Consider the following 20,336-nt stretch of genomic DNA (forward strand, 5'->3'; position numbering starts at 1 on the left):
CACGGTGGATTTCCAGCACATCATTGAGGCCGTGGGCAAATACATGGACTTCGCCGGGGTGGCAGTGATGGTCATCGGCGCCCTTGTGTCGATTCCCATGGCCTTACGCGGCTACCAGCCAAGAAAGCTTCCCGCCGGGTCTGAGAAGCTTTCGGTTTACCGTGCATACCGGCAGCTGCTGGGGAGGTCCATCCTGTTGGGCCTAGAGCTCCTGGTGGCGGCCGACATCATCCGCACGGTAGCGGTGACACCCACGTTCGAGAGTGTGGGTGTGCTGGCCATTATCGTGCTGATCCGGACCTTCCTGAGCTTCTCGCTCGAGCTGGAAATCACCGGTCGCTGGCCGTGGCAGAAGGAGCCCCACTCAGGCGAAACTGCCGACCCGGCGGGGGCGCGTGCCTAGGATTTCACTTCGCCTGGAGTTATCCACATAGGCATTTAGCTTCGCGGTTTTTGTCGGTGACCGGCGGGATGATGTGGGTATGGGAAACAGGGCGGCGGTTGAGGCGGCGGAGGCTGTTTGTGCTTCCGCGGCCTTGCTGCTCGCGGCGGCTCAGCGCGGGACTGATTCGAGCGGGACCGCGGATTCTGCCGGGTGTGCTGATGATGATCCGTTGCGCCAGGAAGCTGATGGCTGGTTGGACACGCTGGCCCTGACTACCAGGATCAATGCGCAGGTCGCCGCCGTGACAGTCCACGCCGCGGCAGGTTACGCAGATACGGCCCAGGCACTGGCATCCCCTGACATGTCTGATCGCGCCCAGGAGATGGCGGTCGTGGCCGAAGTCGCGTGCGTCCTCACGGTCGGCGAACGGACCGCCTCAGCCCTGCTGGCCGAATCCCACGCCCTGACCACCGGCCTGCCGTTGACCCTGTCCGCGCTGACGGCCGGGTCGTTGTCGTGGCAGCATGCCCGGGTCATGGTGGATGAGACCACCAGCCTGGAACCCGGCGCCGCTGCTGCGTTGGAGGCGCACTTCCTGGACCCCGGGGTGGAGAACCCCAACCGGGGCTGCCCGGCCGGTGAACTTGTTCCCTCCCGGTTCCGGCACAAAGCCCGGATCTGGCGGGAACGCCACCACCCGGTCAGCATCGAGAAACGCCACGCCCGGTCCGTGGCGGACCGGCGGCTGGAATACACGCCGGACCGGGACGGGATGGCCTGGCTTTCGGCGTACCTGCCCGCGGACCAGGCCGCCGGGATCTGGAACCGCACCACCGCCGCCGCCCGGGCCTTGCAGGGCCCGGACGAGGACCGCACCATGACCCAGAGGCGGGCCGACATCGCCGCCAACCTGCTCCTCGGCGGCATCACGCCCAACACGGAAGCCAGCGGCACCGTGGTTCCCGCTGACGCCGGCGCGGGCCTCACGGCGGACATGCATGGCGCCCTGGGCGGCCGTGTCCCCGTTCCCCGTGCGCAGGTCCTGCTCACCGCGCCCATCATGTCCCTGCTCGGCGCCACCGATGAGCCGGCGATGCTGGACGGGTACGGTCCGATCCCGGTCACCATGGCACGAAGGCTCATCGCCGACGGCGCCACGTCCTTCCACCGCGTCCTGATCGACCCCCGGGACGGTGCACCGCTGGAGATCGGCCGGACCAGCTACCCGGTCACCAAAGCCCAACGCCAATGGCTGCGGCTGCGGGACGGGAAGTGCCCGTTCCCCGGCTGCCACAACCAGTCCCTGGACAACGAAGCGGACCACCTCCTCGCCTGGACAAAGGGCGGCAGCACCGGGATCAGCAATCTGGCCCAGCCCTGCCCGAAACACCACAAGCTGCGGCACACCGGCGGCTGGGAACCCGGCCCGGCCACCAAAGACCATCCGCCGGGCTGGACCTCACCCACCGGCCGACGCTACGCCAGCGAATACCCCGACTGGGAACCACCCCTGCTGCCCCAATATCGGCAAGATCGAGGGCCCGGGGAACCCCGGCAATCACAGCTGGTTCGAAAGAAACCAGTCCGAACGAAACCAGACGGAAGGGAGGCAAGCCAAGGGGATCACGGCTGGAGGAAAGCCGACGGGGACCGGAACGTTGGCCCCGTAGAGCCCTTGACCCTGACGTGACTTTCGACGTTGGTCAGGCCAGAGACCTCGACCCTGACCTGACTTTCGACGCCTGCGCGGATCCTGATCTGCCACGTCCACCCCAAACTGATCCGGATTGGTAGCACCGTGAGGTCCTTGAGCATGCCGTTAGGCTTGCAACCCACGACTAAAAACAGGAGTGCCAAGGCCCCGAAGATTGCTGTTCGGGTCAAAGGCCTCCGAGAGCTGTCATAACAAACCCCGGCCCCGCCCACCGCACCTCCCGAATCCGCAACTTCTGAATCCGCAACTTCTGACAGAGGCAAACCATGAAGACCCAATCCAGTAGCCCCGACCCCTGGCCGGAGGCGCCAGCGCTGGCGGGTCCAGTCATCATGGACCAGCGTTGGACAGATGCCCTGTTCCTGCACTGGCGCCTGCCCGAGGCGACGGCGGCCGCCTTCATGCCGGCCGGGGTGGTGCCTGACGTTTTCGACGGTTCGTCCTGGGTGGGCCTGATAGGTTTTCGGATGCGTCAGGCCGGGCTCGGCGGTGGACCAGCGGTGCCGTTCTTCGGGGATTTCAACGAGGTCAACGTCCGCCTTTACTCCCGGGAACCAGACGGCACACGCGGCGTGGTGTTCCTGAGCCTCGACGCTAACCGGCTGGCGGTAGTCCTGGCAGCCAGAGCAGCGGGTATACCTTACGTATGGTCCAGAACTGGCTTCCACCGCCCGCAGGTGGACAAGTCAACGGGCTACTCCGTCCGCCGGTTCCGGGGTGGAGCTCGTAGCGAGTTCGCCGCTGTCCCTGAGTTGGGAAGCGTCGCCGCCGATCCGCTGTCCGTTCACCTCACCGCCAGGTTCGGCCTCCACACCAGATTCCGCGGCCGCACGCTGTACGTGCCCAACACGCATGCGGCCTGGCCCCTTCACCAGGCAGAGCTGACCACGCTCGACGACGGACTCGTCCACGCGGCCGGAATCAAAGTGGCAGGGCCCCCGGACTCGGTCCTTTTCTCCCCAGGAGTTCGGACCCAGTTCGGCCGGCCGAGGGTTCTGGATACCTAGTCGTTCCCCGCTCATCCGCGCCGGCCAACTGGCTGCAGCCAGGAGCTACTTGCCGAGGCCAGCCTTGCGAAGCGCCTCCGCCATGGCCGTATTGACCGGTACAGGCTTCGGGACGGGAGGCCGGCCGGCGGAAGTCTTGCCCGCCGAGCCCTTGCTTGGTTCCACGCCCTGGCCGCGTCCGCCTTGGCTGTCACGGACTGTACCTCTGCCACCACGCCCGCCGGAATCCCGCGTGCCGCCCGGGGTTCGGGTGCCGCCCGGGGTTCGCGGGGCCCCGGAAGGCGACGGCTCGTCGTCGAGCCTCAAAGTCAGCGAGATCCGTTTCCGTTCCGGATCGGCTTCGAGCACCTTCACGCGGACCACCTGCCCGGACTTCACCACTTCGCGCGGGTCCGAGACAAAGCGGTTGGCCAGCGCCGAAACGTGGACCAGCCCGTCCTGGTGAACACCCACGTCAACAAAAGCGCCGAAGGCAGCCACGTTAGTCACGGTCCCCTCCAACACCATGCCGGGCCTGAGGTCGGAGATCTTCTCAATCCCGTCGGCGAACGTCGCCGCGGCGAAGGCGGGGCGCGGATCCCGGCCGGGCTTATCCAGCTCGGCCAGGATGTCCTGGATCGTGGGCAAGCCGAAGGTCCCATCCACGAAGGTCCGCGGATCCAGGGACGACGCCGGCGCTGACCCCGCTGCCACCAGGATTTTGCGTGCCACGGAGTAGGCCTCCGGGTGGACACTCGACGCGTCCAGCGGCTCCGCTCCCCCGGCGATCCGCAGGAATCCCGCGCACTGTTCGAAGGCCTTGGCTCCGAGCCGCGGCACTTTCTTGAGTTCGCTGCGTTTGGCAAACGGACCATGTTCGTTCCGGTACGCCACGATGTTTTCGCTCAGCAGCGGCCCGACGCCGGCCACCCGGCTCAACAGCGCGGGTGATGCCGTGTTCACGTCCACGCCCACCGCGTTAACGCAGTCCTCCACCACCGCGTCCAGGCTGCGGTCCAGCTTGGCCGCCGTGACATCGTGCTGATACTGCCCCACTCCGATGGACTTTGGATCGATCTTCACCAGTTCAGCCAGCGGATCCTGCAGCCGCCGGGCAATGGAGACAGCACCGCGCAGGGACACGTCCATGCCGGGCAGTTCGGCGGCGGCCAGGGCTGACGCCGAATACACGGACGCCCCGGCCTCGGAGACCACCAGCTTCTGTGGCTTTTGCTCTGCGGCGGGCAGCATCTTGATGAGCTCCGCGGCGAGCTTGTCCGTCTCGCGGGACGCCGTGCCGTTCCCGATCGCCACAAGTTCAACGTGGTGCTTCTGGGCCAGCCGGACCAACGCGGCCAGCGCTTCATCCCACTTCCGGGCGGGCGCGTGCGGGTAGACGGTGTCGGTGGCCACCACCTTGCCGGTTCCGTCCACCACGGCGACCTTCACACCGGTCCGCAATCCCGGATCCAGCCCCAGGGTGGCCCGGTTGCCGGCGGGCGCTGCAAGGAGGACGTCGCGCAGGTTCGCCGCGAATACCCTCACGGCCTCGTCTTCGGCGGCGGCAAACATCCGGCCGCGAAGGTCCGCGGTCAGCCGCGCCAGGACCCGCGAGCGCCAGGCGACCTGCGCCGTCTGCAGCAGCCACGCGTCAGCTGGACGGCCACGGTCGGCGACCCCGAGGCACTTGGCCACCGCCGCCTCGTACCGGGCACGCGCGGCGGTGAGGGCGTCGTCGTTAGTCGGGTCTGCCTCGGCGAGGTCCAGTTCCAGCACGCCGTCCTTCTCGCCGCGCAGCAGGGCAAGCACACGGTGCGAGGGCATCCCCGACGGCGCCTGGGCGAAGTCGAAGTAGTCCGCGAACTTCTGGCCCTCGGATTCCTTCCCCTTCTTCACCCGCGACGCCATCCGGCCCTGGGTCCAGAGCCGCTCGCGCAGGGTGGCGGCAAGATCCGGATCCTGCGCCACACGTTCCACAAGAATGGAGCGGGCGCCGGCGAGCGCCGCGGCGGCGTCGTCAATGGAATGCACCGCGTTCAGGAACTTGGCCGTCTCACGTTCCGGATCCAGGTCCGGACGCTTCAGCAGCGCCTCGGCAAGCGGCTCCAGCCCGGCCTCACGGGCGGTCTGGGCTTTGGTGCGCCGCTTGGACTTGAACGGAAGATAGATGTCTTCCAGCCGCGACTTGGTGTCCGCGGCGAGGACCGCCCTCTGCAGTTCGGTCGTCAGCTGGCCCTGGGCGGCAATCGCCTCAAGGACGGTACGACGGCGGTCCTCCAGTTCGCGGAGGTACCGCAGGCGCTCGTCGAGCTCACGGAGCTGCGTGTCATCCAGCGTCCCCGTGGCTTCCTTGCGGTACCGGGCGATAAAGGGGACTGTGGACCCGCCGTCGAGCAGCTCCACTGCAGCCTTCACCTGCCAGGCCTTCACGCCGAGCTCAGCGGCAATCTGGGCATGAATTGCGTCATCCGGCGACTGGTTGCCGGCCGGGTTGCCAGCCGGGGGTCCGGACTGGACGCCGGCGCGGGCGGAAGAGGAGGCGGAAGGGCGTTGCGGGAGTTGAGTCACCAGAACATTTTGCCCTACTGCCCTGACGGTCTCCACCAGTGGAGTGGGCCGGCGGCCTGTGTGCAGCCAGAGCTGCTGCCTGGTCTGTTACCGCTCATCCTGGCGGGTCCGAGGGCTGTTGCCCGGCGCCCGCCGCGCAAGCGGGTATTCCACTACGGGCTCTGAAGTGCTGTAGTTGAGTTGCCGTCATCGGTAATCATTTTCGAGGAAGAGGCCACCATGCGGGAACTGCTCATCGTCTTTCAGGAAGGATTCGACGAGGCCAACATCACCGTACTGGTCAACGGCAAGGAGGTCCGCCGCGACGTCGGGGTATCCACCAATCCGCTCCTGGGCGAAGCCTTCGAAACGTCAGTCGAACTGCCCGCGAAGGGTGCACAGGTGGGCGTGGAAGTCACCAACCGTGGGCTCAAGGGCATCCTCAAAGTCAGCGGAAAGCCCAAGAGCCTGCTGGTCTCCATCCAGGACGGCAAACTGGTGATGCGCGAAGGCACCGGCCGGGAAGCGTTCCTCTAAGATCGCCTCTAGCGATACTCCATTCGCTGGAGTATCCTGTCATCACCGCCCGGTTTTATGCGGACCTGGGCGGGCCAACTTATAACTCAGCCAAAACAGCCGTCGGATGGCTAATTGGCACGCGCTGCCGGAACAGCACACCGAGCAGCCGACGACGGCGGCACCCAAGCCCGGGTGCCGCCGTCGCCGTTAGTTCAGCCCCAGTGTTGCCCAGCAGTCGTTACTGCTGCCAGGACGTGTTTCCCGGGGCCCGGCTCAGCCCGAGTACGACGGGTAGTCGGTGTAGCCTTTGGCGCCCTCGGTGTAGAACGTGGCCGGGTCGAAATCGTTCAGCGGAAGGCTTTCCTTCCAGCGACGCGCCAGATCCGGATTGGCAAGGGCGGGACGCCCCACCACTACGGCGTCGGCATGGCCGTCGGCAACAAGGGCCAGCGCCTCCTCGCGGGTGGTGACAACGCCGAAGCCGGTGTTGACCAGGAAAGGGCCGTCGAAGCGCTCACGGAGATCCTGTACCAGGTCTCCGGCCGGTTCGTGGTGCAGGATGCTGAGGTAGGCCAGGTTCAGGGAAGCGATGCTGTCCACCAGGACTTCGTAGGTGGCACGGACATCGGCTGCGTCCGTTTCTGCGATGCCCTGGACATTGTGCTCAGGCGAGATGCGGATGCCGACGCGGTTTGAGCCGAGGGCGGCCACCACGGCATTGACGGTCTCGATCACGAAGCGTGCGCGGTTCTCCGGCGAGCCGCCGTAGCTGTCGGAGCGGACATTGGAGTTCGGGGCCACGAACTCGTGCAGGAGGTAACCGTTGGCCGAGTGGAGCTCCACGCCATCGAAACCGGCTTCAATTGCGTTGACCGAGCCGGTAACGATTTCCTGCATTACTACGGACAGCTCGTCGGTGGTCAGTGCGTGCGGCACGGGGTACGGCTGCTTGCCCGACGGCGTCCGGACTTCGCCGTCGATGGCAACGGCGCTCGGGCCCACGATGGTCCGGCCGCCCGTGATGTCCTGGTGGGACACCCGGCCACCGTGCATGATCTGCGCGAACATCCGGCCACCCTCGGCGTGGACGGCGTCGGTGACCTTCTTCCAACCGGCGATCTGCTCGGCGTTGACCAGTCCTGGCTGGCCTGGGTAGGAACGTCCGGCGGGGCTGGGGTAGATGCCCTCGCTGACGATGAGTCCCAGGGATGCACGCTGACGGTAGTGCTCCACCACCAGCGGGCCCGGAATACCTTCTTCGCCGGTACGGATGCGGGTCAGCGGGGCCATCACGAGGCGATTGGGCAGTTCAAGTTCGCCAAGGGTCAACGGGGAAAACAGCATGCGCGGTTCCTTTCGAAAATGATTGAGTACTGTTGTGCCCAACTAATCGGCGCCTGCAACTATTCCGGGTGAGACGCGGATCATGGCTTCGCCATCAAGGAACCTCCCCCGGCGGTTGGGGACATCCCACTTCGCCTAGGGGACTAGTAATCTTCTACCGATCGTAGAAGAATGGCCCCATGATGTTCTCCCACGCAGATGGAAACCCTGTCCTCGAACTCGACGATGCGCAGTCCTGGCAACTCCTGGAAGCTACCAAGCACGGTCGCCTGGTAGTTTCGGTCGCCGGCGAACCCGATATTTTTCCCGTCAATTACCTTGCCTCTGGCCGGAAGCTTTACCTCCGTACGGCGCCGGGAAACAAACTCGCCCAGCTGACCATCAATTCCACTGTGCTTTTGGAGGCTGACGGCATCCTCGAGGACGAGGCATGGTCGGTGGTGGTCCGGGGCACGGCGCGCGTCCTGAGCAACTCAGCGGAACTGGCCGAAGTGGAGGGGCTTGGCCTCAAGACCTGGGTGCCCACGCTGAAGGACTTTTACGTGGAGATCGCGCCCCGCTCTGTCAGCGGCCGCCACTTTGAGTTTGGCGAGCAGCCCGAACGCGAGATCTAGGAGCTCCTGGACAGGGCGGCTTCTAGACTGGAGTCATGGCGGACAAGCTGACTCCCGAGCAGCGCAGCTGGAACATGTCCCGGATCAGGGGCAAGAACACCAAGCCTGAGTTACTGGTGCGCCGCCTCCTTCACGCCAAGGGCTACAGGTACCGCCTGCACGGAAAGTCCGGCCAGATGCGGCTGCCAGGCCGTCCGGACCTGGTGTTCGCGGGGCGGCGTAAAGTCATCTTCGTCAATGGCTGCTTCTGGCATTTCCATGACTGCCGGGTGGGCCAGCACGCCCCCAAAGCAAACGCTGATTTTTGGGAGACCAAGCGCACGCGCACGATGCTCCGCGACGCCAGGCAGCGCCTCGAACTGGAGGACGCGGGCTGGGAAGTGCTGACCGTGTGGGAGTGCGAGTTGAAAGACGGCTCGTCCCTGGAAGCCCAGCTGGTACGCTTCCTCGGTTCCCCCGCGGTTGGTGCCATGGAACTGCCGCAGCCGGCAAAGGGAACTTGAGACAATCTTGACCGTTTGCTGCCTCGGGTATTGATGGGCGGCGGGGAGGATTGAGCCCCTGAAGATAAACCCGCAGTCTCCTCAGAAAAGCCACATACATTGGCTGGGGCGCTACCCGGGCTACGGAACAGTCTTAGTCTGAAAGTGGACGAAATGCCCGACGGCGACGCCCCCTTTCCCGGGTGGCAACCCCCTGCGGAAAGGACAGCAATGGTTCCCTCCGATGACGCCGGGCGGCCGCTGGTGGACCAGTCTGTCCTGGACCGGCTCCGGGTTGAGCTGGACGAGGATGAAGGCTACAGCACCGTTTTTGTGGGCAATTTCATCGGTTACCTGCCTGTCAGGATCGACAGGCTGCGGCTCGCTTTGACGACCGGCGATCTGGACGGATCCGTGGATGCGATCCTCAGCCTCAAAACGTCCAGCCAGATGGTGGGCGCCGAACGGCTGGCGGGTTTGGCCATGACCCTGGAACGTTGCATCCGCGAAGAGTCCCGCGGCGTGGACCCCTCAGTGGTGCTGCCCCGGCTGGCCGCTGAATACTTGAAGCCGATCGGCTACTGCAGCCGCCAAACGGTCCACCGGCTGCAGGCTCAACGTTCGACTGGCGCCAGGCGGTAGCCGACGCCGCGCACTGTCTGCAGCCAGCGTGGACGCTGCGGCGAATCGCCGAGCTTCTTCCTCAGGTTTCCCATGTGGACTTCGACGGAACGCTCGTCTGCCTCGCTGATGTAACTGCCGACGTCGTAATCCTCGTCCCGGAGCCGACGCACCAGATCCGATTTGGTCCGGACCGTCCGCCCCGCCTCGAGCAGCGCGTAGAGGAGCTCGAATTCGGTCCGCGTCAGGTTGAGTTCCTCCCCATCCACGCTGACGGACCGTGAGGCGTAGCTCAGGTCCAGGCCGTTGTGGCTGTAAGTTCCGTCACTGTGGCCGGTCTCGGCGTCAACGGGCTGGTCCCCGCCTGGACTTTCGGCCGGATCCGGCAGCGACCGGGGCCGGCGCATCATGGCAGCGATCCTCGCCCGCAGCTCCCGCGGCCTGAACGGCTTGGTGAGGTAGTCATCGGCCCCGGACTCCAGCCCGATCAGCGTGTCCAGTTCATCCGCACGCGCCGTGAGCATCACGATGTAGGCATCTGAGAACTCGCGGATCTGGCGGGAAACCTCAAAACCGTCGATATCCGGCAGCCCCAGGTCAAGGGTGATGACGTCAGGATTCAAGGTCTTTGCAGCCAGGACCCCTTCGTGGCCGCTGCTGGCCACCGTCACCTCGAAACCCGCCTGGGTCAGGACCGTGCGTACAAGTTCGCGGATATCCTGGTCATCCTCAATGACCAGCCCCACTCGTGCTTCACTCATCCCAGCCCCCTCAGCCAGCTTGACAACGTCAGAAGTATAGCCCGCTGCCGATATCCTGCTGGTATGCGTCTGTCTATCGTCCCATCTCAGATACAAATCCATGCGTGATTCCGCGGCCCCGCGTGGCTTGGGCTGGCTGGGATTTTTCGGACGGCCATTCCACGAGAACTCCCTGACCGGCAGGGTGGTCATGAGCCAGGCACCGCTGTCAGTCACCACCCTCTTTACGGCGTGCCTGGTTTTGGCCTTTTTCCCGGAGGTCTTCGACAGCCCGCTGTTCGTGGCCTTCCTCGTCTCCCAGCTCGTCATTATGTCGCTGTGTTTCCTGGTTCCCTGGGACCGGATGCCATATACGAGCTTCCTGCTGATCCCGCTGCTGGACTTCGTGTCGATCGGGTTGGGGCGCGAGGGTGGCCAGGACAGCCTCACCGGCCTCAGCCTGCTCGCCGCGTTCCCGGTGATCTGGCTCTGCGCCTCCGGTTACTACCCGCAGACCTCCCGCTGGCTGTCCTTTGTGGGGCCGCTCGCCATCATCTGGGTTCCCCTCTTCATTCGTGGGGACGTGTCCGGTCCGAGCCTTGCCAAGGCCATGCTCATTCCACTGATGATGCTGGGGATTGGAATTTCCGTCAGTGTCCTGACACAGAGCATGATGCGCCAGCAGCGGACCCTGGAGGAGAAGGATCTTCAGCTTCAGGCCGGCCTTGAAAAATCCATGCGGCAAGAAGCCCTCCTCAACACCATCCTGGAGACGGTGCACGTAGGTGTCCTCGCCGTAGACGCCGACGGCCACGACATCCTGATGAACCGGAAACAGCGGGCCAACCACACGCTGGCCACACCTCCGGACATCGAGGATCCGAACGAGTCGCAGCTGCTGGTCTTCGCCGCGGACCGCACCACGATGGTCCCCGTTGGCGACCGTCCTGTGCGCCGGGCAGTACTCGGGCAGACTTTCACTGACAATCTGGTCTTCCTGGGTGCCGGGACGGCGCAGCGGGCCATCAGCACCTCGGCCCGCGCCATGAAGGACCCCGACGGGAACTTCGCCGGGTCGGTAATTGTCTTCAGCGATGTGACAGACCTGGTGGATGCCCTGGCAGCCAAGGATGACTTTGTCTCCAGCGTGTCGCACGAGTTCAGGACGCCGCTGACCTCAATCCTTGGCTATGTGGAACTCCTGCTCTCCGACGGGCCGGACGAGGAACAGCGGCAGCCCCTGGAGATCGTCAAGCGGAACTCCGAGCGGCTGCTCACCTTGGTTTCTGACCTTCTCGCCAGCAGGAACGGCCAGCTGCTCATGAAGCCGAACGCCGTTGATGTAGCCGACCTGGTGCGTGCCAGCATCTCAGCCGCCCAGCCCAGGGCTGACGCGACGGGAGTGGTTTTGGAAACGGACGTCCCCGCGCGGTTGGAAGGCCGCGTTGACGGGGCGCGCATCTCCCAGGTGCTGGACAATCTTGTATCCAACGCCATCAAATACTCACCCGACGGCGGCAATGTGGCGGTTTCCCTGACGCGGGAGGACGGTTTTCTCAAGTGCACGGTCAGCGATACCGGCATGGGAATGACCCCTGCTGACCAGGCCGAGGTCTTCACCAAGTTCTTCCGGACGTCCAATGTCCGCCGCACGGCAATTCCCGGTGTGGGACTGGGGCTGCCCATCAGCAAGGCCATCGTTGAGGCCCACGGCGGGACCATCGACGTGGAAAGCAAGCTGGGCCAGGGCACCACCTTTACGTTCCGCGTGCCGGTCTAAATCAGCGGGGACTATGCGCCGGTGCGTGCAGTCCGGACCACTTCGCCCCACGACTGCCGCGCCAGTTCGCCGATGGCCGCGAGAATTTCCGACGGCGGACGCGACAGATCCAGTGGAAACTCGACGACGTCGATGTCCGTGTTCAGGATGCGCCGCAGTTTAACCTCGCCCGCACCGGCGTAAACCAGCCAGGCCGTGGGCACCTTCAGCGCGGTGCAATACGCGAGCATCTGGTAGTGGTCAGCTGTCAGGGACGCCCCCAGGTCGGAAGCTGCTTTGTACCTGGCGTCATAGACCACCACCGGGCGGCCACCCAGCATATGTACGGCATCCGGCCGCACGGAGAGCCGGTCAGAGTCCCGGACGGCCTCGCTCAGCAGCGCGTTGTACTGGAGCCGCATCTCCCCCGGGTACGCGGCCATGGCTTCGCGGAGCGCGGTCCCCACAAAGTCCTCGAACACCTGCTCCATGTCCACCACAAACGCCGCTGTCTGCTGTTTGCCTTCGCCGGCCTCGGCGGATGCGTTGCGCAGGATCAGTTCAGCCAGGCGCAGGACTGCGTGATAGCGGACATTCATCCGGCCCGGGGTCCACGGCGGCAACGGAGCTCCGGCCGGCAGACGGGTCACGGCGTCGAGCTTTCCCTTAAGTTGCCGGAGGCGGCTCAAGACCTCAGGCCTGACCCGCGGGACCTGGCCCATGCGCTCGAGCGCCGCGCGCAGGATCCGGTTTTCGGCAATGTCCTCGGTGAATTCGTCGTAGGAGACTTCCAGCGGAACCAGCATGCCGGGACGTCGGGAAATCTGGTCCGAAATCCGGATGCGGCCCTTCACCGTGCGCAGCGACTCGTCCACGGTGAGGTACCCCTGCAGCACCCCGCGCCCCAAGGCACGCTCCGCCAGCTGGGCCAGGGATTCGGCCAGCGCGCTCCAGAGCTCCCGGTCCTCGCTCGCGGCCACGGAATCGGGCCGGAAACCTTGCTCGCCGGCGAAACTGAGCAGGAACAGCAAACGGCTCAGGCCCAGCCGGTCCTTGGGGCGCACCTCCAGCTGCACGGTCGAGGTGCGGATTGAACCCACTTTTCCCACAGGCTCGATCCGGTACAGGCCCATCCCCATCGGCGAGGCCTTGGCCAGTCCGCTGGCGTTAAGGAACGCGGCACTGGCGGCATCCAGCCGCTCAACGATGCCGCCGGACAGCTCATCCAGCACCAGGTGCCGGGCAGCCTGGCCCTTACCCCGCGCCGCCGCCCTCGCAGCCACTGCCCGCGCTGCAACTGCAAGCGCTGCCCCGCCATGCGCCGGATCATGGGCGGGCTTGGCCGGCAGCTGCTCGGGCGGTAGTGGCTTATCCGCCGGCTTGGCCGGCAGCGGCCTATCCGTCAGCGGCTTGGCCTGGAGCGGCTTATCTGTCAGCAAGGCGTCCCAGCAACTGGTCCAGGCCGAACCGTTCCTCAAGCTGCGCCCGGTTCAGCTGGCCATGGTAATGCTCCTCCAGCAGCGGCATCAGCTCGTACTTCCAGATCCGGCGCAGGCCGGCCGGTGTCTGCGCGGCGGGCTTCATGAAGTAGGACGGCCCGATCATCAGGTCCCGGTCCCACTCGTCGATGGCCGCATTAAGGGCATCCAGCAACAGCGCCGGTGTGGTATCCAGTTCCCTTGCCTGCAGGAACCGCAGCAGTGAACCCTTCACCGGTTCGGTCTGCGGATGCAGCTCGATGAACGCGAAGCGCCGGCGGATGGCAGCGTCCATCATGGCGATGGAGCGGTCCGCGGTGTTCATGGTCCCGATGATGTACAGGTTGTCCGGCAGCGTGAACGGCTCATTGGGGCTGTACTGCAGGTAGATCCGGTCATCACGGTATTCGAGCAGGAAGTACAGTTCGCCAAACACCTTGGCCAGGTTGGCGCGGTTCATCTCGTCGATGATCAGGAAGTAGGGCTTGCTTTCGTTCCCGGGCTTGGCAGCTTCCTCTGCCAGCCGGCGCAGCGGCCCCGCAACGAGCTTGAAGGACACCTGGCCCTCGTCCGTTTTGTCCGGCCGGTAACCCTCGAAGAAATCCTCGTAGGCATACGACGGGTGGAACTGGACCAGCTTCACCCGCTCATCGGTGCTGTCATCAGCAAGTTCCGCGGCGAGGTGCTTGGCCAGATACGTTTTGCCTGTTCCGGGCGGGCCGTACAGGACCAGCTGGCGGTTTTCCTCCAGCAGCTCTGCGATTTCCTGCAGCGGTTCCAGGTCCATGTGCAGCGAATCCGCGAAGTCGCGGCTCAGCGGGCGGAAGCCCTCCTGCACGGGGACGACCTCGACGGCGGCCGTAGCGGGGTCGTCGTCGTCCGGTTCCGCCTCGGCCGGCACGAGGGACTGGAGTGCCTGCACCACTTTGGTGACGTCAACGATGATTCCCGGTGTGGCTAGTTGCCGCTGGACATGCCGCGGCAGGTCCGCGGTGGTGTGGGCGTCCTCAAACCACCGGACCTTGCGGCGCATTTGGCGGTTGTCCTCATTGTGCTCCGGTTCGCCCAGCACCACGCCCAGCCGGACGGCACCGGCGTGCTGGCACAGGACCAGGTCCCCGGGCTTCATGACGGTGAGGAAGGCGAAAACGGCCGTTTTGGTGTCTTCACGCTCCACGTAGCCCAGGTGCTTGTAGTCCTCGTCCACCGCGTGCTGGACCAGCCCGGCAGTCACGCCGGGGTCCAGGAGGCGGAGATGTTCGACGTCGAGTGTTACCTTCTCCTCCCCCTGCCAAGCGGCGAGGAGCTCGGTGTTGTCGCTGTGGGTACGGAGCAGCCACGCGCGGCGGCCCGGATCCCCCACCTTGCGCCACTGGCTGACCAGCTGCCGGGCGTACCAGTCGATCCGCTGGCCGGCCTGCTCGTCCAGGTGCACGCGGATGCGGTGGATGTCCGCGGTAATGTCCTCGTCGGTGTCACCCTTGGCGCCGCCCACCAGGGAGGCGAAGGCGTCCCTGATCTCCTGGCGCTCGACGTCGGCCACCACCGGCTCAAAATAGCTGGGCCAGGCAAGGTACTCGATGCTGCGGCGGATGGCGGGCTGGTCCCCCGGGGTGCCTGCGGCAAGCTGGTGGAATTTCTGCGGGTCCTTCAGTGCGTTGGCGATCGATGGCGGAGCCTGCTGGTCCACGTGCTGCACGAACCGGCAAAGCCACTTGAGGTGGTCCCAGATGGTCCAGTTGAACTCGGCCGTACGGTCCCGGATCACGCCGTGGTCCGTCATGCCCTTGTAGAGTTCCTCGGGCAGCTCCAGCGGGGGCTCCAGCCAGGATGCGGCCTCAGTGACCCTGGCGCGTTTGACCTTGAGTGATTTGACCTCGTGGGCGAGCGGCAGCGACTGCAGGAAGAGCAGCTCGACGGCCAGCTGCTTGGCTTCCCGTGAGGCCCCCTCGAGGTTCTGCCGGAGGTTGGTCATCATGGGCGCTTTGGCGTCCGTGCCGCCTTTCTCCAGCCGCTCCAGCAGCTCCGCGGCTGCCTCCGACGTCCACGTCGGGGTGGTTCCGTCAAGGGCGGACGGCTTGCCCTGCAGGCCCGGCCCGAGCACAAACCAGGCCGCATCCTCGATCTCCTGCGAGATGCCGGGGGCACGGGGCATGACGGGTTTAGGGCTTGGAGTCATGGCTTCAAATTTACAGGCTCAAGCTGGGTGCCTGCTCCACAGCCTGCTGCCATGTGGGCTTCGGCGTGAAGGCCTAAGTAGCTGCTCCGGGCCTCTTGCGTCCCAGCACGAAGTAGCCTATGGGTCCGATGAAATTGATCAGGGACGCAGCCCGCCACGCCGCCTTCGGACCGTTGATCTGCGCTGCCGGGCGGCGTGAGATGTCGCGCTGGGCGGCCACCATCAAGGACATCTGCACAATCCCGATCGCCACGAATGAGGCCCGTGCAGCCGGGGACATCTCTTTCCAGGTTTTCTTGCGCTGCTTGGGGACCTTGTGTTGCTGGCGGTTCTTGGCCATGGTCAACGCTCCTTTGATAGATATTTTCAGTTTCCAGTGTGCGCCAAGCCCCCGCAACGGGCCAAAGGCCCACCTGCCGGGATCTGAAAGGCAAACTTTCTGCGCAGAAAGGTCATGCAGTGTTCACTCTGACGTTCATTCAGAGCACGAACCTTTCAGAGCACGAATCATTCAGAGCACGAACCTTTCAGAGCACGAATCATTCAGAGCACGAACGGCGCAATCCGCTCCTTTTGCTCCGGGGTCAGGCGCAGGACCCGGCCGGTGCCTTCATCCACAAAGGCGAGGTGGCTGCTGGCCCGGACGCAGTCCTCCCGCGTGACGGGGTCCTGGATCACGTAGTGGATGTCGAAGCTGGCACCCTTCACGGCGCCTATCCACACCTGCACTACCGCAGGGATGTTCCGGTACTCCAGGGTTTTCACGTAGCGGATCCGGTGGTCCACCACCAAAGCCAAAACACCCTCAGGGACATCGTTGAAGAGCGATACCTCCGGCTCAATTCCGGGCAGGCCGGCCCCCCGCGGCGGGCCGAAAGCGGCGATCCGCGCTTCCTCTAGGATGCGGACGATCTGGACGTTGTTGATGTGCCCGTAGGCGTCCATATCCCCCCAGCGCATCGGCACCAGGACCTCGATGCGCCGGTGATCAGGGGGATGGGGATCCTTTCGCTGGGGTTCAGTGAGGCCGGGCTCGGTGAGGCCAGGTTCAGTGAGGCCGGGATCGGTGAGCCGGGGACCAGTGCGCTGGGGATCGGACGGGTCCGCGTGCATGCTCAGCTGTGCACCGCCGTCGAATCATCCACCATGGTTTCTTCCACGTTGGAACCGGCGAACTGGGACATGTACAGGCGGTAGTAGGCACCCTCGGCGGCGAGCAGCCTCTTGTGGTTGCCCTGCTCCACGATCTTGCCGTTCTCCATGACCAGGATGGTGTCCGCGTCCCGGATAGTGGAGAGCCGGTGCGCGATCACAAAGCTGGTCCGGTCCGTCCGCAGCGCCGCCATGGCCTTCTGGACCAGCAGTTCCGTACGGGTGTCCACAGAGCTGGTTGCCTCGTCCAGGATCAGCAGCGACGGGTTGGCCACAAACGCGCGGGCGATGGTGATCAGCTGCTTTTCGCCGGCGCTGACGTTGTTGCCTTCTTCGTCGATCACCGTGTTGTAGCCATCGGGCAGGGCACGCACGAACCGGTCCACGAACGTGGCCTTGGCGGCCGCCATGACCTGTTCTTCGCTGGCATCCAGGTTGCCGTACCGGATGTTGTCGTAGATGGACCCGCCGAACAGCCAGGCATCCTGCAGCACCATGCCCACCTTCGAGCGGAGCTCGGCCCGGCTCAGATGCGTCACGTCCACGCCGTCCAGGGTGATGGAGCCGGAGTTGAGCTCGTAGAACCGCATGACCAGGTTGACCAGGGTGGTCTTACCGGCGCCCGTGGGCCCAACGATGGCCACCGTGTGGCCGGGCTCAGCCGTGAAGGACAGGTTTTCGATCAACGGCTTGTCCTCCGTGTAGCTGAACGTGACGTCCTGGAATTCGACGTGCCCGTCCGTCTTTGCCGGCAGGTGCTCGGTGGCCGTCTCCGAATCCTGCTCATCGGCGTCGAGGAACTCGAAAACGCGCTCCGAGGACGCCACACCGGACTGCAGCATGTTGGCCATGCCGGCCATCTGGCCCAGGGGCTGGGTGAACTCGCGTGAGTACTGGATGAAGGCGGTGGCGTCGCCCAGGGACATGGAGCCGGAGGCGACGCGCAGGCCGCCCACCACGGCGATGCCCACGTAGCTGAGGTAGGAGACGAACTGCATCACCGGGAAGATGATGCCCGAGACGAACTGTGCGCCGAAGCTCGCTTTGTACAGTTCCTCGTTGCGCTCTTCGAAGCGGGCCAGCATGTCAGCATCACGGCCGAAGACCCGCACGAGGTCGTGCCCGGAGAAGGATTCCTCGATCTGGCCGTTCAGGGCACCGGTGTTCTTCCACTGCGCCGCAAAGAGCTTCTGGCTGCGTGCGCCGATCATGCCCGCCGCCACGCCCGCGAGGGGCAGCGCAATCAGGGCAATAAGGGCCAACTCCCAGGACACGATGAACATCATGATGACGATGCCGATGACGGTCAGCAGCGAGCTGATCAGCTGGGCGAAGGCCTGCTGGAGCGCCTGCTGGACGTTGTCGACGTCGTTCGTCACCCGGGAGAGCACGTCGCCGCGCTGGCGCGTGTCGAAGTAGTTCAGCGGAAGCCGGTTCAGCTTCTTTTCCGTGTCGTCGCGGAGCTTGCGGATGACCTTCATAACGATCCGGTTCAGCACGTAGCCCTGGAGCCACAGGAAGATGTTGGCCACAAAGTACATGAGCAGGACAATCGCGATCAGGACCGAGAGTTTCTGGAAGTCAATCCCTGTCCCCGGAATGAGCTCCATCCGGGACACCATGTCAGCGAAGTTGTCCTGCCCTTGCTGGCGCAGGCCAGCCACGAAGTCATCCTTGCTGACTCCCGCGGGAAGCTGCCTGCCCACTACGCCGCCAAAAATCACGTCCATTGCCTGGCCCAGGATCTTGGGCGCGATGACGTTCAGGACCACGGACACTATTACCAGGGCAACCACGGCAAAAATGCCCGCTGCTTCCGGTTTCAGCAGGCCCATCAGGCGCTTCGCCGAAGGCCAGAAGTGTTCAGCCTTTTTGGCGGGCACTCCGCCGAACATGTCGCCGTCGGCCTCGGAGGGCTTGAATTCCTCCTCGACGAAGTCGTCGTCAAGGAGGTCCGGCGTTGCCTCAGGATCCGCTGCCACGCGGGCGTCCAATGCCACGTCGGTGTCCGCTGCCGCTTCGGCGCCCTGGGCCCCGGCCGGTGCTGCGTCCTTCTTGGGGCCGCTCATGCCATTTCCTCCACGCTCAGCTGGGATTCAACAATTTCCTGGTAGGTGGGTGAGGTTTCCAGGAGTTCCTCGTGGGTTCCGCGGTCCACGATCCGGCCGTTGTCCAGCACCAGGATCTGGTCCGCCTCGATGATGGTGGAGATCCGCTGCGCCACGATGATCACGGTGGCTTCGGCGGTGGTGTTCTTCAGCGCCGCACGGAGGCGGGCGTCGGTGGCAACGTCCAGTGCCGAGAACGAGTCGTCAAAGAGGTAGACCTTGGGCTTGGTGACCAGCGCCCGGGCAATGCAGAGCCGTTGCCGCTGTCCGCCGGAAACGTTGGTGCCGCCCTGGGCGATCCGGGAGTTCAGGCCGTTCTTTTTGGCCCGGACAAAGTCCTCGCCCTGGGCCACGTGCAGTGCGTCCCACAGTTCCTGGTCCGTGGCGTCGGTCTTGCCGAAGCGCAGGTTGTGCTCGATGGTGCCGGAGAACAGGTATGGCCGCTGCGGCACCAGTGCTACGCGCCTGGTGATCTCGGACCGGTCCAGGTTGGCCACGGACACTCCGTCCAGGAGTACCTCGCCGTCCGCGATGTCGTAGAGGCGCGGCAGCAGGGACAACAGGGAGGTTTTGCCCGCACCGGTGGAACCGATGATGGCCACTGTCTCCCCCGGCTTCGCGGTGAAGCTGATGTTGCTCAGCACAGGCGCTTCTGCGCCGGGGTAGGCGAAGGTGACATTCCGGTATTCCACAACGCCGGCAAGGGTAGCAGGCGTTTCCGGACGTTCGGGGTCATGGATGGAGGGTTCGACGTCGAGCACTTCACCAATGCGGTCCGCACACACCGAGGCGCGCGGGATCATCATGGCCATGAACGTGCCCATCATGACGGCGATGAGGATCTGGAGGAGGTACTGCAGGAATGCCGTCAGGGCGCCCACCTGCATGTCACCGGAATCGACGCGTTGGCCGCCGAACCACAGCACTGCTGCCGTGGACAGATGCAGGATCATGCCGATGGTGGGGAACATCAGGACGAACAGGGCGCCGATCTTCAGCGATACGTCTGTCAATTCCTTGTTGGCCACACCGAAGCGCTCGGTTTCAAAAGGTTCGCGGACAAAGGCGCGGACCACCCGGATGCCGATGATCTGCTCACGCAGGACGGCGTTGATGCGGTCGATCTTCTTCTGCATGGTGCGGAAGAGCGGAATCAGCCGGACCACCAGGTACCCCACCACCACAATCAGCACCGGAACCGACACCCAGACCAGCCAGGACAGACTGATGTCCTCGCGCAGCGCCATGATGATGCCGCCGATGCACATGATGGGCGTGGCCACCATAAAGTTGAGGCCCATCAGCACCAGCATCTGGACCTGCTGGACGTCGTTGGTCCCGCGGGTGATCAGGGTGGGCGCTCCGAACGTGTTGACGTCCTTGGCGGAGAAGCTGGTGACCTTGCGGAAGACCCCCCGGCGGAGGTCCCGGCCCACAGCCATGGCCGTTTTGGAGCCGTAGTACACGCCGGCAATCGCGGTGCCTACCTGGGCAAAAGCGACCAGGAGCATCAGGCCGCCGGTCCGCCAGATGAAATCCGTGTCCCCGCGGGAAACGCCTTCGTCGATGATCTGCGCATTCAGGCTGGGCAGGTAGAGCGCCGCGATGGTGGACGCCAGTTGGAAGAGGACGACGGTGACGATGTACGGCAAATACGGCTTGGAGTACTGCCGTATGAGGGTGAGGAGCATGCCCACGGGTCCTTAAG

Annotated in this window: 17 protein-coding genes; 8 read left to right on the top strand and 9 right to left on the bottom strand. The window is 64.8% G+C overall.

What is annotated here, in order from left to right; all coding sequences use genetic code 11:
- The first annotated feature begins 4 nt into the window (after window positions 1–4).
- From ACS5PJ_RS11265 to ACS5PJ_RS11275, 3 genes are all read left to right on the top strand, one after another.
- Window positions 5–403: a DUF1622 domain-containing protein gene (locus tag ACS5PJ_RS11265; protein WP_439434976.1), complete on the top strand. Its 399-nt coding sequence runs from the start codon at window positions 5–7 to the stop codon at window positions 401–403.
- Window positions 404–482: 79 nt separating this feature from the next.
- Complete coding sequence (locus tag ACS5PJ_RS11270; protein ID WP_439434977.1) at window positions 483–2,075, top strand: HNH endonuclease signature motif containing protein; 1,593 nt, start codon at window positions 483–485, stop codon at window positions 2,073–2,075.
- 290 nt (window positions 2,076–2,365) lie between these two features.
- The gene (locus ACS5PJ_RS11275) at window positions 2,366–3,106 is read left to right on the top strand and encodes a YqjF family protein (protein ID WP_439434978.1); all 741 of its coding nucleotides are present in this window, start codon (window positions 2,366–2,368) and stop codon (window positions 3,104–3,106) included.
- A 45-nt stretch (window positions 3,107–3,151) separates the two neighbouring features.
- Here ACS5PJ_RS11275 and ACS5PJ_RS11280 read toward each other — a convergent pair whose 3' ends face one another.
- A complete protein-coding gene (locus tag ACS5PJ_RS11280) occupies window positions 3,152–5,653 on the bottom strand; it encodes a Tex family protein (protein WP_439434979.1) in 2,502 nt (833 codons plus the stop codon).
- A gap of 219 nt (window positions 5,654–5,872) precedes the next feature.
- On the opposite strand from ACS5PJ_RS11280, the gene ACS5PJ_RS11285 reads away from it, so the two are divergent.
- Window positions 5,873–6,169 (top strand): hypothetical protein, encoded by a 297-nt coding sequence (locus ACS5PJ_RS11285; RefSeq protein WP_439434980.1) that lies wholly within the window; start codon window positions 5,873–5,875, stop codon window positions 6,167–6,169.
- 255 nt (window positions 6,170–6,424) lie between these two features.
- Here ACS5PJ_RS11285 and ACS5PJ_RS11290 read toward each other — a convergent pair whose 3' ends face one another.
- Complete coding sequence (locus ACS5PJ_RS11290) at window positions 6,425–7,495, bottom strand: alkene reductase (RefSeq protein ID WP_439434981.1); 1,071 nt, start codon at window positions 7,493–7,495, stop codon at window positions 6,425–6,427.
- A 179-nt stretch (window positions 7,496–7,674) separates the two neighbouring features.
- Between ACS5PJ_RS11290 and ACS5PJ_RS11295 the strand changes: the two genes are divergently transcribed.
- The 3 genes from ACS5PJ_RS11295 to ACS5PJ_RS11305 all read left to right on the top strand — a co-directional run bounded on the left by ACS5PJ_RS11295 (window position 7,675) and on the right by ACS5PJ_RS11305 (window position 9,233).
- On the top strand, window positions 7,675–8,109 hold the full coding sequence (locus ACS5PJ_RS11295; protein WP_439434982.1) for a pyridoxamine 5'-phosphate oxidase family protein: 435 nt from the start codon (window positions 7,675–7,677) through the stop codon (window positions 8,107–8,109).
- 35 nt (window positions 8,110–8,144) lie between these two features.
- The gene (locus tag ACS5PJ_RS11300; RefSeq protein WP_439434983.1) at window positions 8,145–8,612 is read left to right on the top strand and encodes a very short patch repair endonuclease; all 468 of its coding nucleotides are present in this window, start codon (window positions 8,145–8,147) and stop codon (window positions 8,610–8,612) included.
- Window positions 8,613–8,822: 210 nt separating this feature from the next.
- The gene (locus ACS5PJ_RS11305; protein ID WP_439434984.1) at window positions 8,823–9,233 is read left to right on the top strand and encodes an Hpt domain-containing protein; all 411 of its coding nucleotides are present in this window, start codon (window positions 8,823–8,825) and stop codon (window positions 9,231–9,233) included.
- Here the strand turns inward: ACS5PJ_RS11305 and ACS5PJ_RS11310 are convergent.
- A complete protein-coding gene (locus ACS5PJ_RS11310; RefSeq protein ID WP_439434985.1) occupies window positions 9,206–9,973 on the bottom strand; it encodes a response regulator transcription factor in 768 nt (255 codons plus the stop codon). The genes ACS5PJ_RS11305 and ACS5PJ_RS11310 overlap by 28 nt on opposite strands.
- A 100-nt stretch (window positions 9,974–10,073) precedes the next feature.
- On the opposite strand from ACS5PJ_RS11310, the gene ACS5PJ_RS11315 reads away from it, so the two are divergent.
- A complete protein-coding gene (locus ACS5PJ_RS11315; protein ID WP_439434986.1) occupies window positions 10,074–11,732 on the top strand; it encodes a sensor histidine kinase in 1,659 nt (552 codons plus the stop codon).
- 11 nt (window positions 11,733–11,743) lie between these two features.
- Here ACS5PJ_RS11315 and ACS5PJ_RS11320 read toward each other — a convergent pair whose 3' ends face one another.
- The 6 genes from ACS5PJ_RS11320 to ACS5PJ_RS11345 all read right to left on the bottom strand — a co-directional run bounded on the left by ACS5PJ_RS11320 (window position 11,744) and on the right by ACS5PJ_RS11345 (window position 20,319).
- A complete protein-coding gene (locus tag ACS5PJ_RS11320) occupies window positions 11,744–12,940 on the bottom strand; it encodes an McrC family protein (RefSeq protein WP_439435120.1) in 1,197 nt (398 codons plus the stop codon).
- Between the two features lie 196 nt (window positions 12,941–13,136).
- On the bottom strand, window positions 13,137–15,368 hold the full coding sequence (locus tag ACS5PJ_RS11325) for an McrB family protein (RefSeq protein ID WP_439434987.1): 2,232 nt from the start codon (window positions 15,366–15,368) through the stop codon (window positions 13,137–13,139).
- Window positions 15,369–15,441: 73 nt separating this feature from the next.
- Window positions 15,442–15,708 carry a PLDc N-terminal domain-containing protein gene (locus ACS5PJ_RS11330; protein ID WP_439434988.1) on the bottom strand — a complete coding sequence of 89 codons (267 nt, stop codon included), beginning with the start codon at window positions 15,706–15,708 and terminating at the stop codon, window positions 15,442–15,444.
- Window positions 15,709–15,911: 203 nt separating this feature from the next.
- Window positions 15,912–16,328, bottom strand: coding sequence for an acyl-CoA thioesterase (locus ACS5PJ_RS11335; protein ID WP_439435121.1), 417 nt, complete (start codon window positions 16,326–16,328; stop codon window positions 15,912–15,914).
- Window positions 16,329–16,483: 155 nt separating this feature from the next.
- Window positions 16,484–18,415: an ABC transporter ATP-binding protein gene (locus ACS5PJ_RS11340; RefSeq protein ID WP_439435122.1), complete on the bottom strand. Its 1,932-nt coding sequence runs from the start codon at window positions 18,413–18,415 to the stop codon at window positions 16,484–16,486.
- A gap of 170 nt (window positions 18,416–18,585) precedes the next feature.
- Window positions 18,586–20,319 carry an ABC transporter ATP-binding protein gene (locus ACS5PJ_RS11345; protein ID WP_439434989.1) on the bottom strand — a complete coding sequence of 578 codons (1,734 nt, stop codon included), beginning with the start codon at window positions 20,317–20,319 and terminating at the stop codon, window positions 18,586–18,588.
- Between the last annotated feature and the right edge of the window lie 17 nt (window positions 20,320–20,336).

The sequence above is a fragment of the Pseudarthrobacter cremeus genome (assembly GCF_051857465.1).
Classification (GTDB): Bacteria; Actinomycetota; Actinomycetes; order Actinomycetales; family Micrococcaceae; genus Arthrobacter.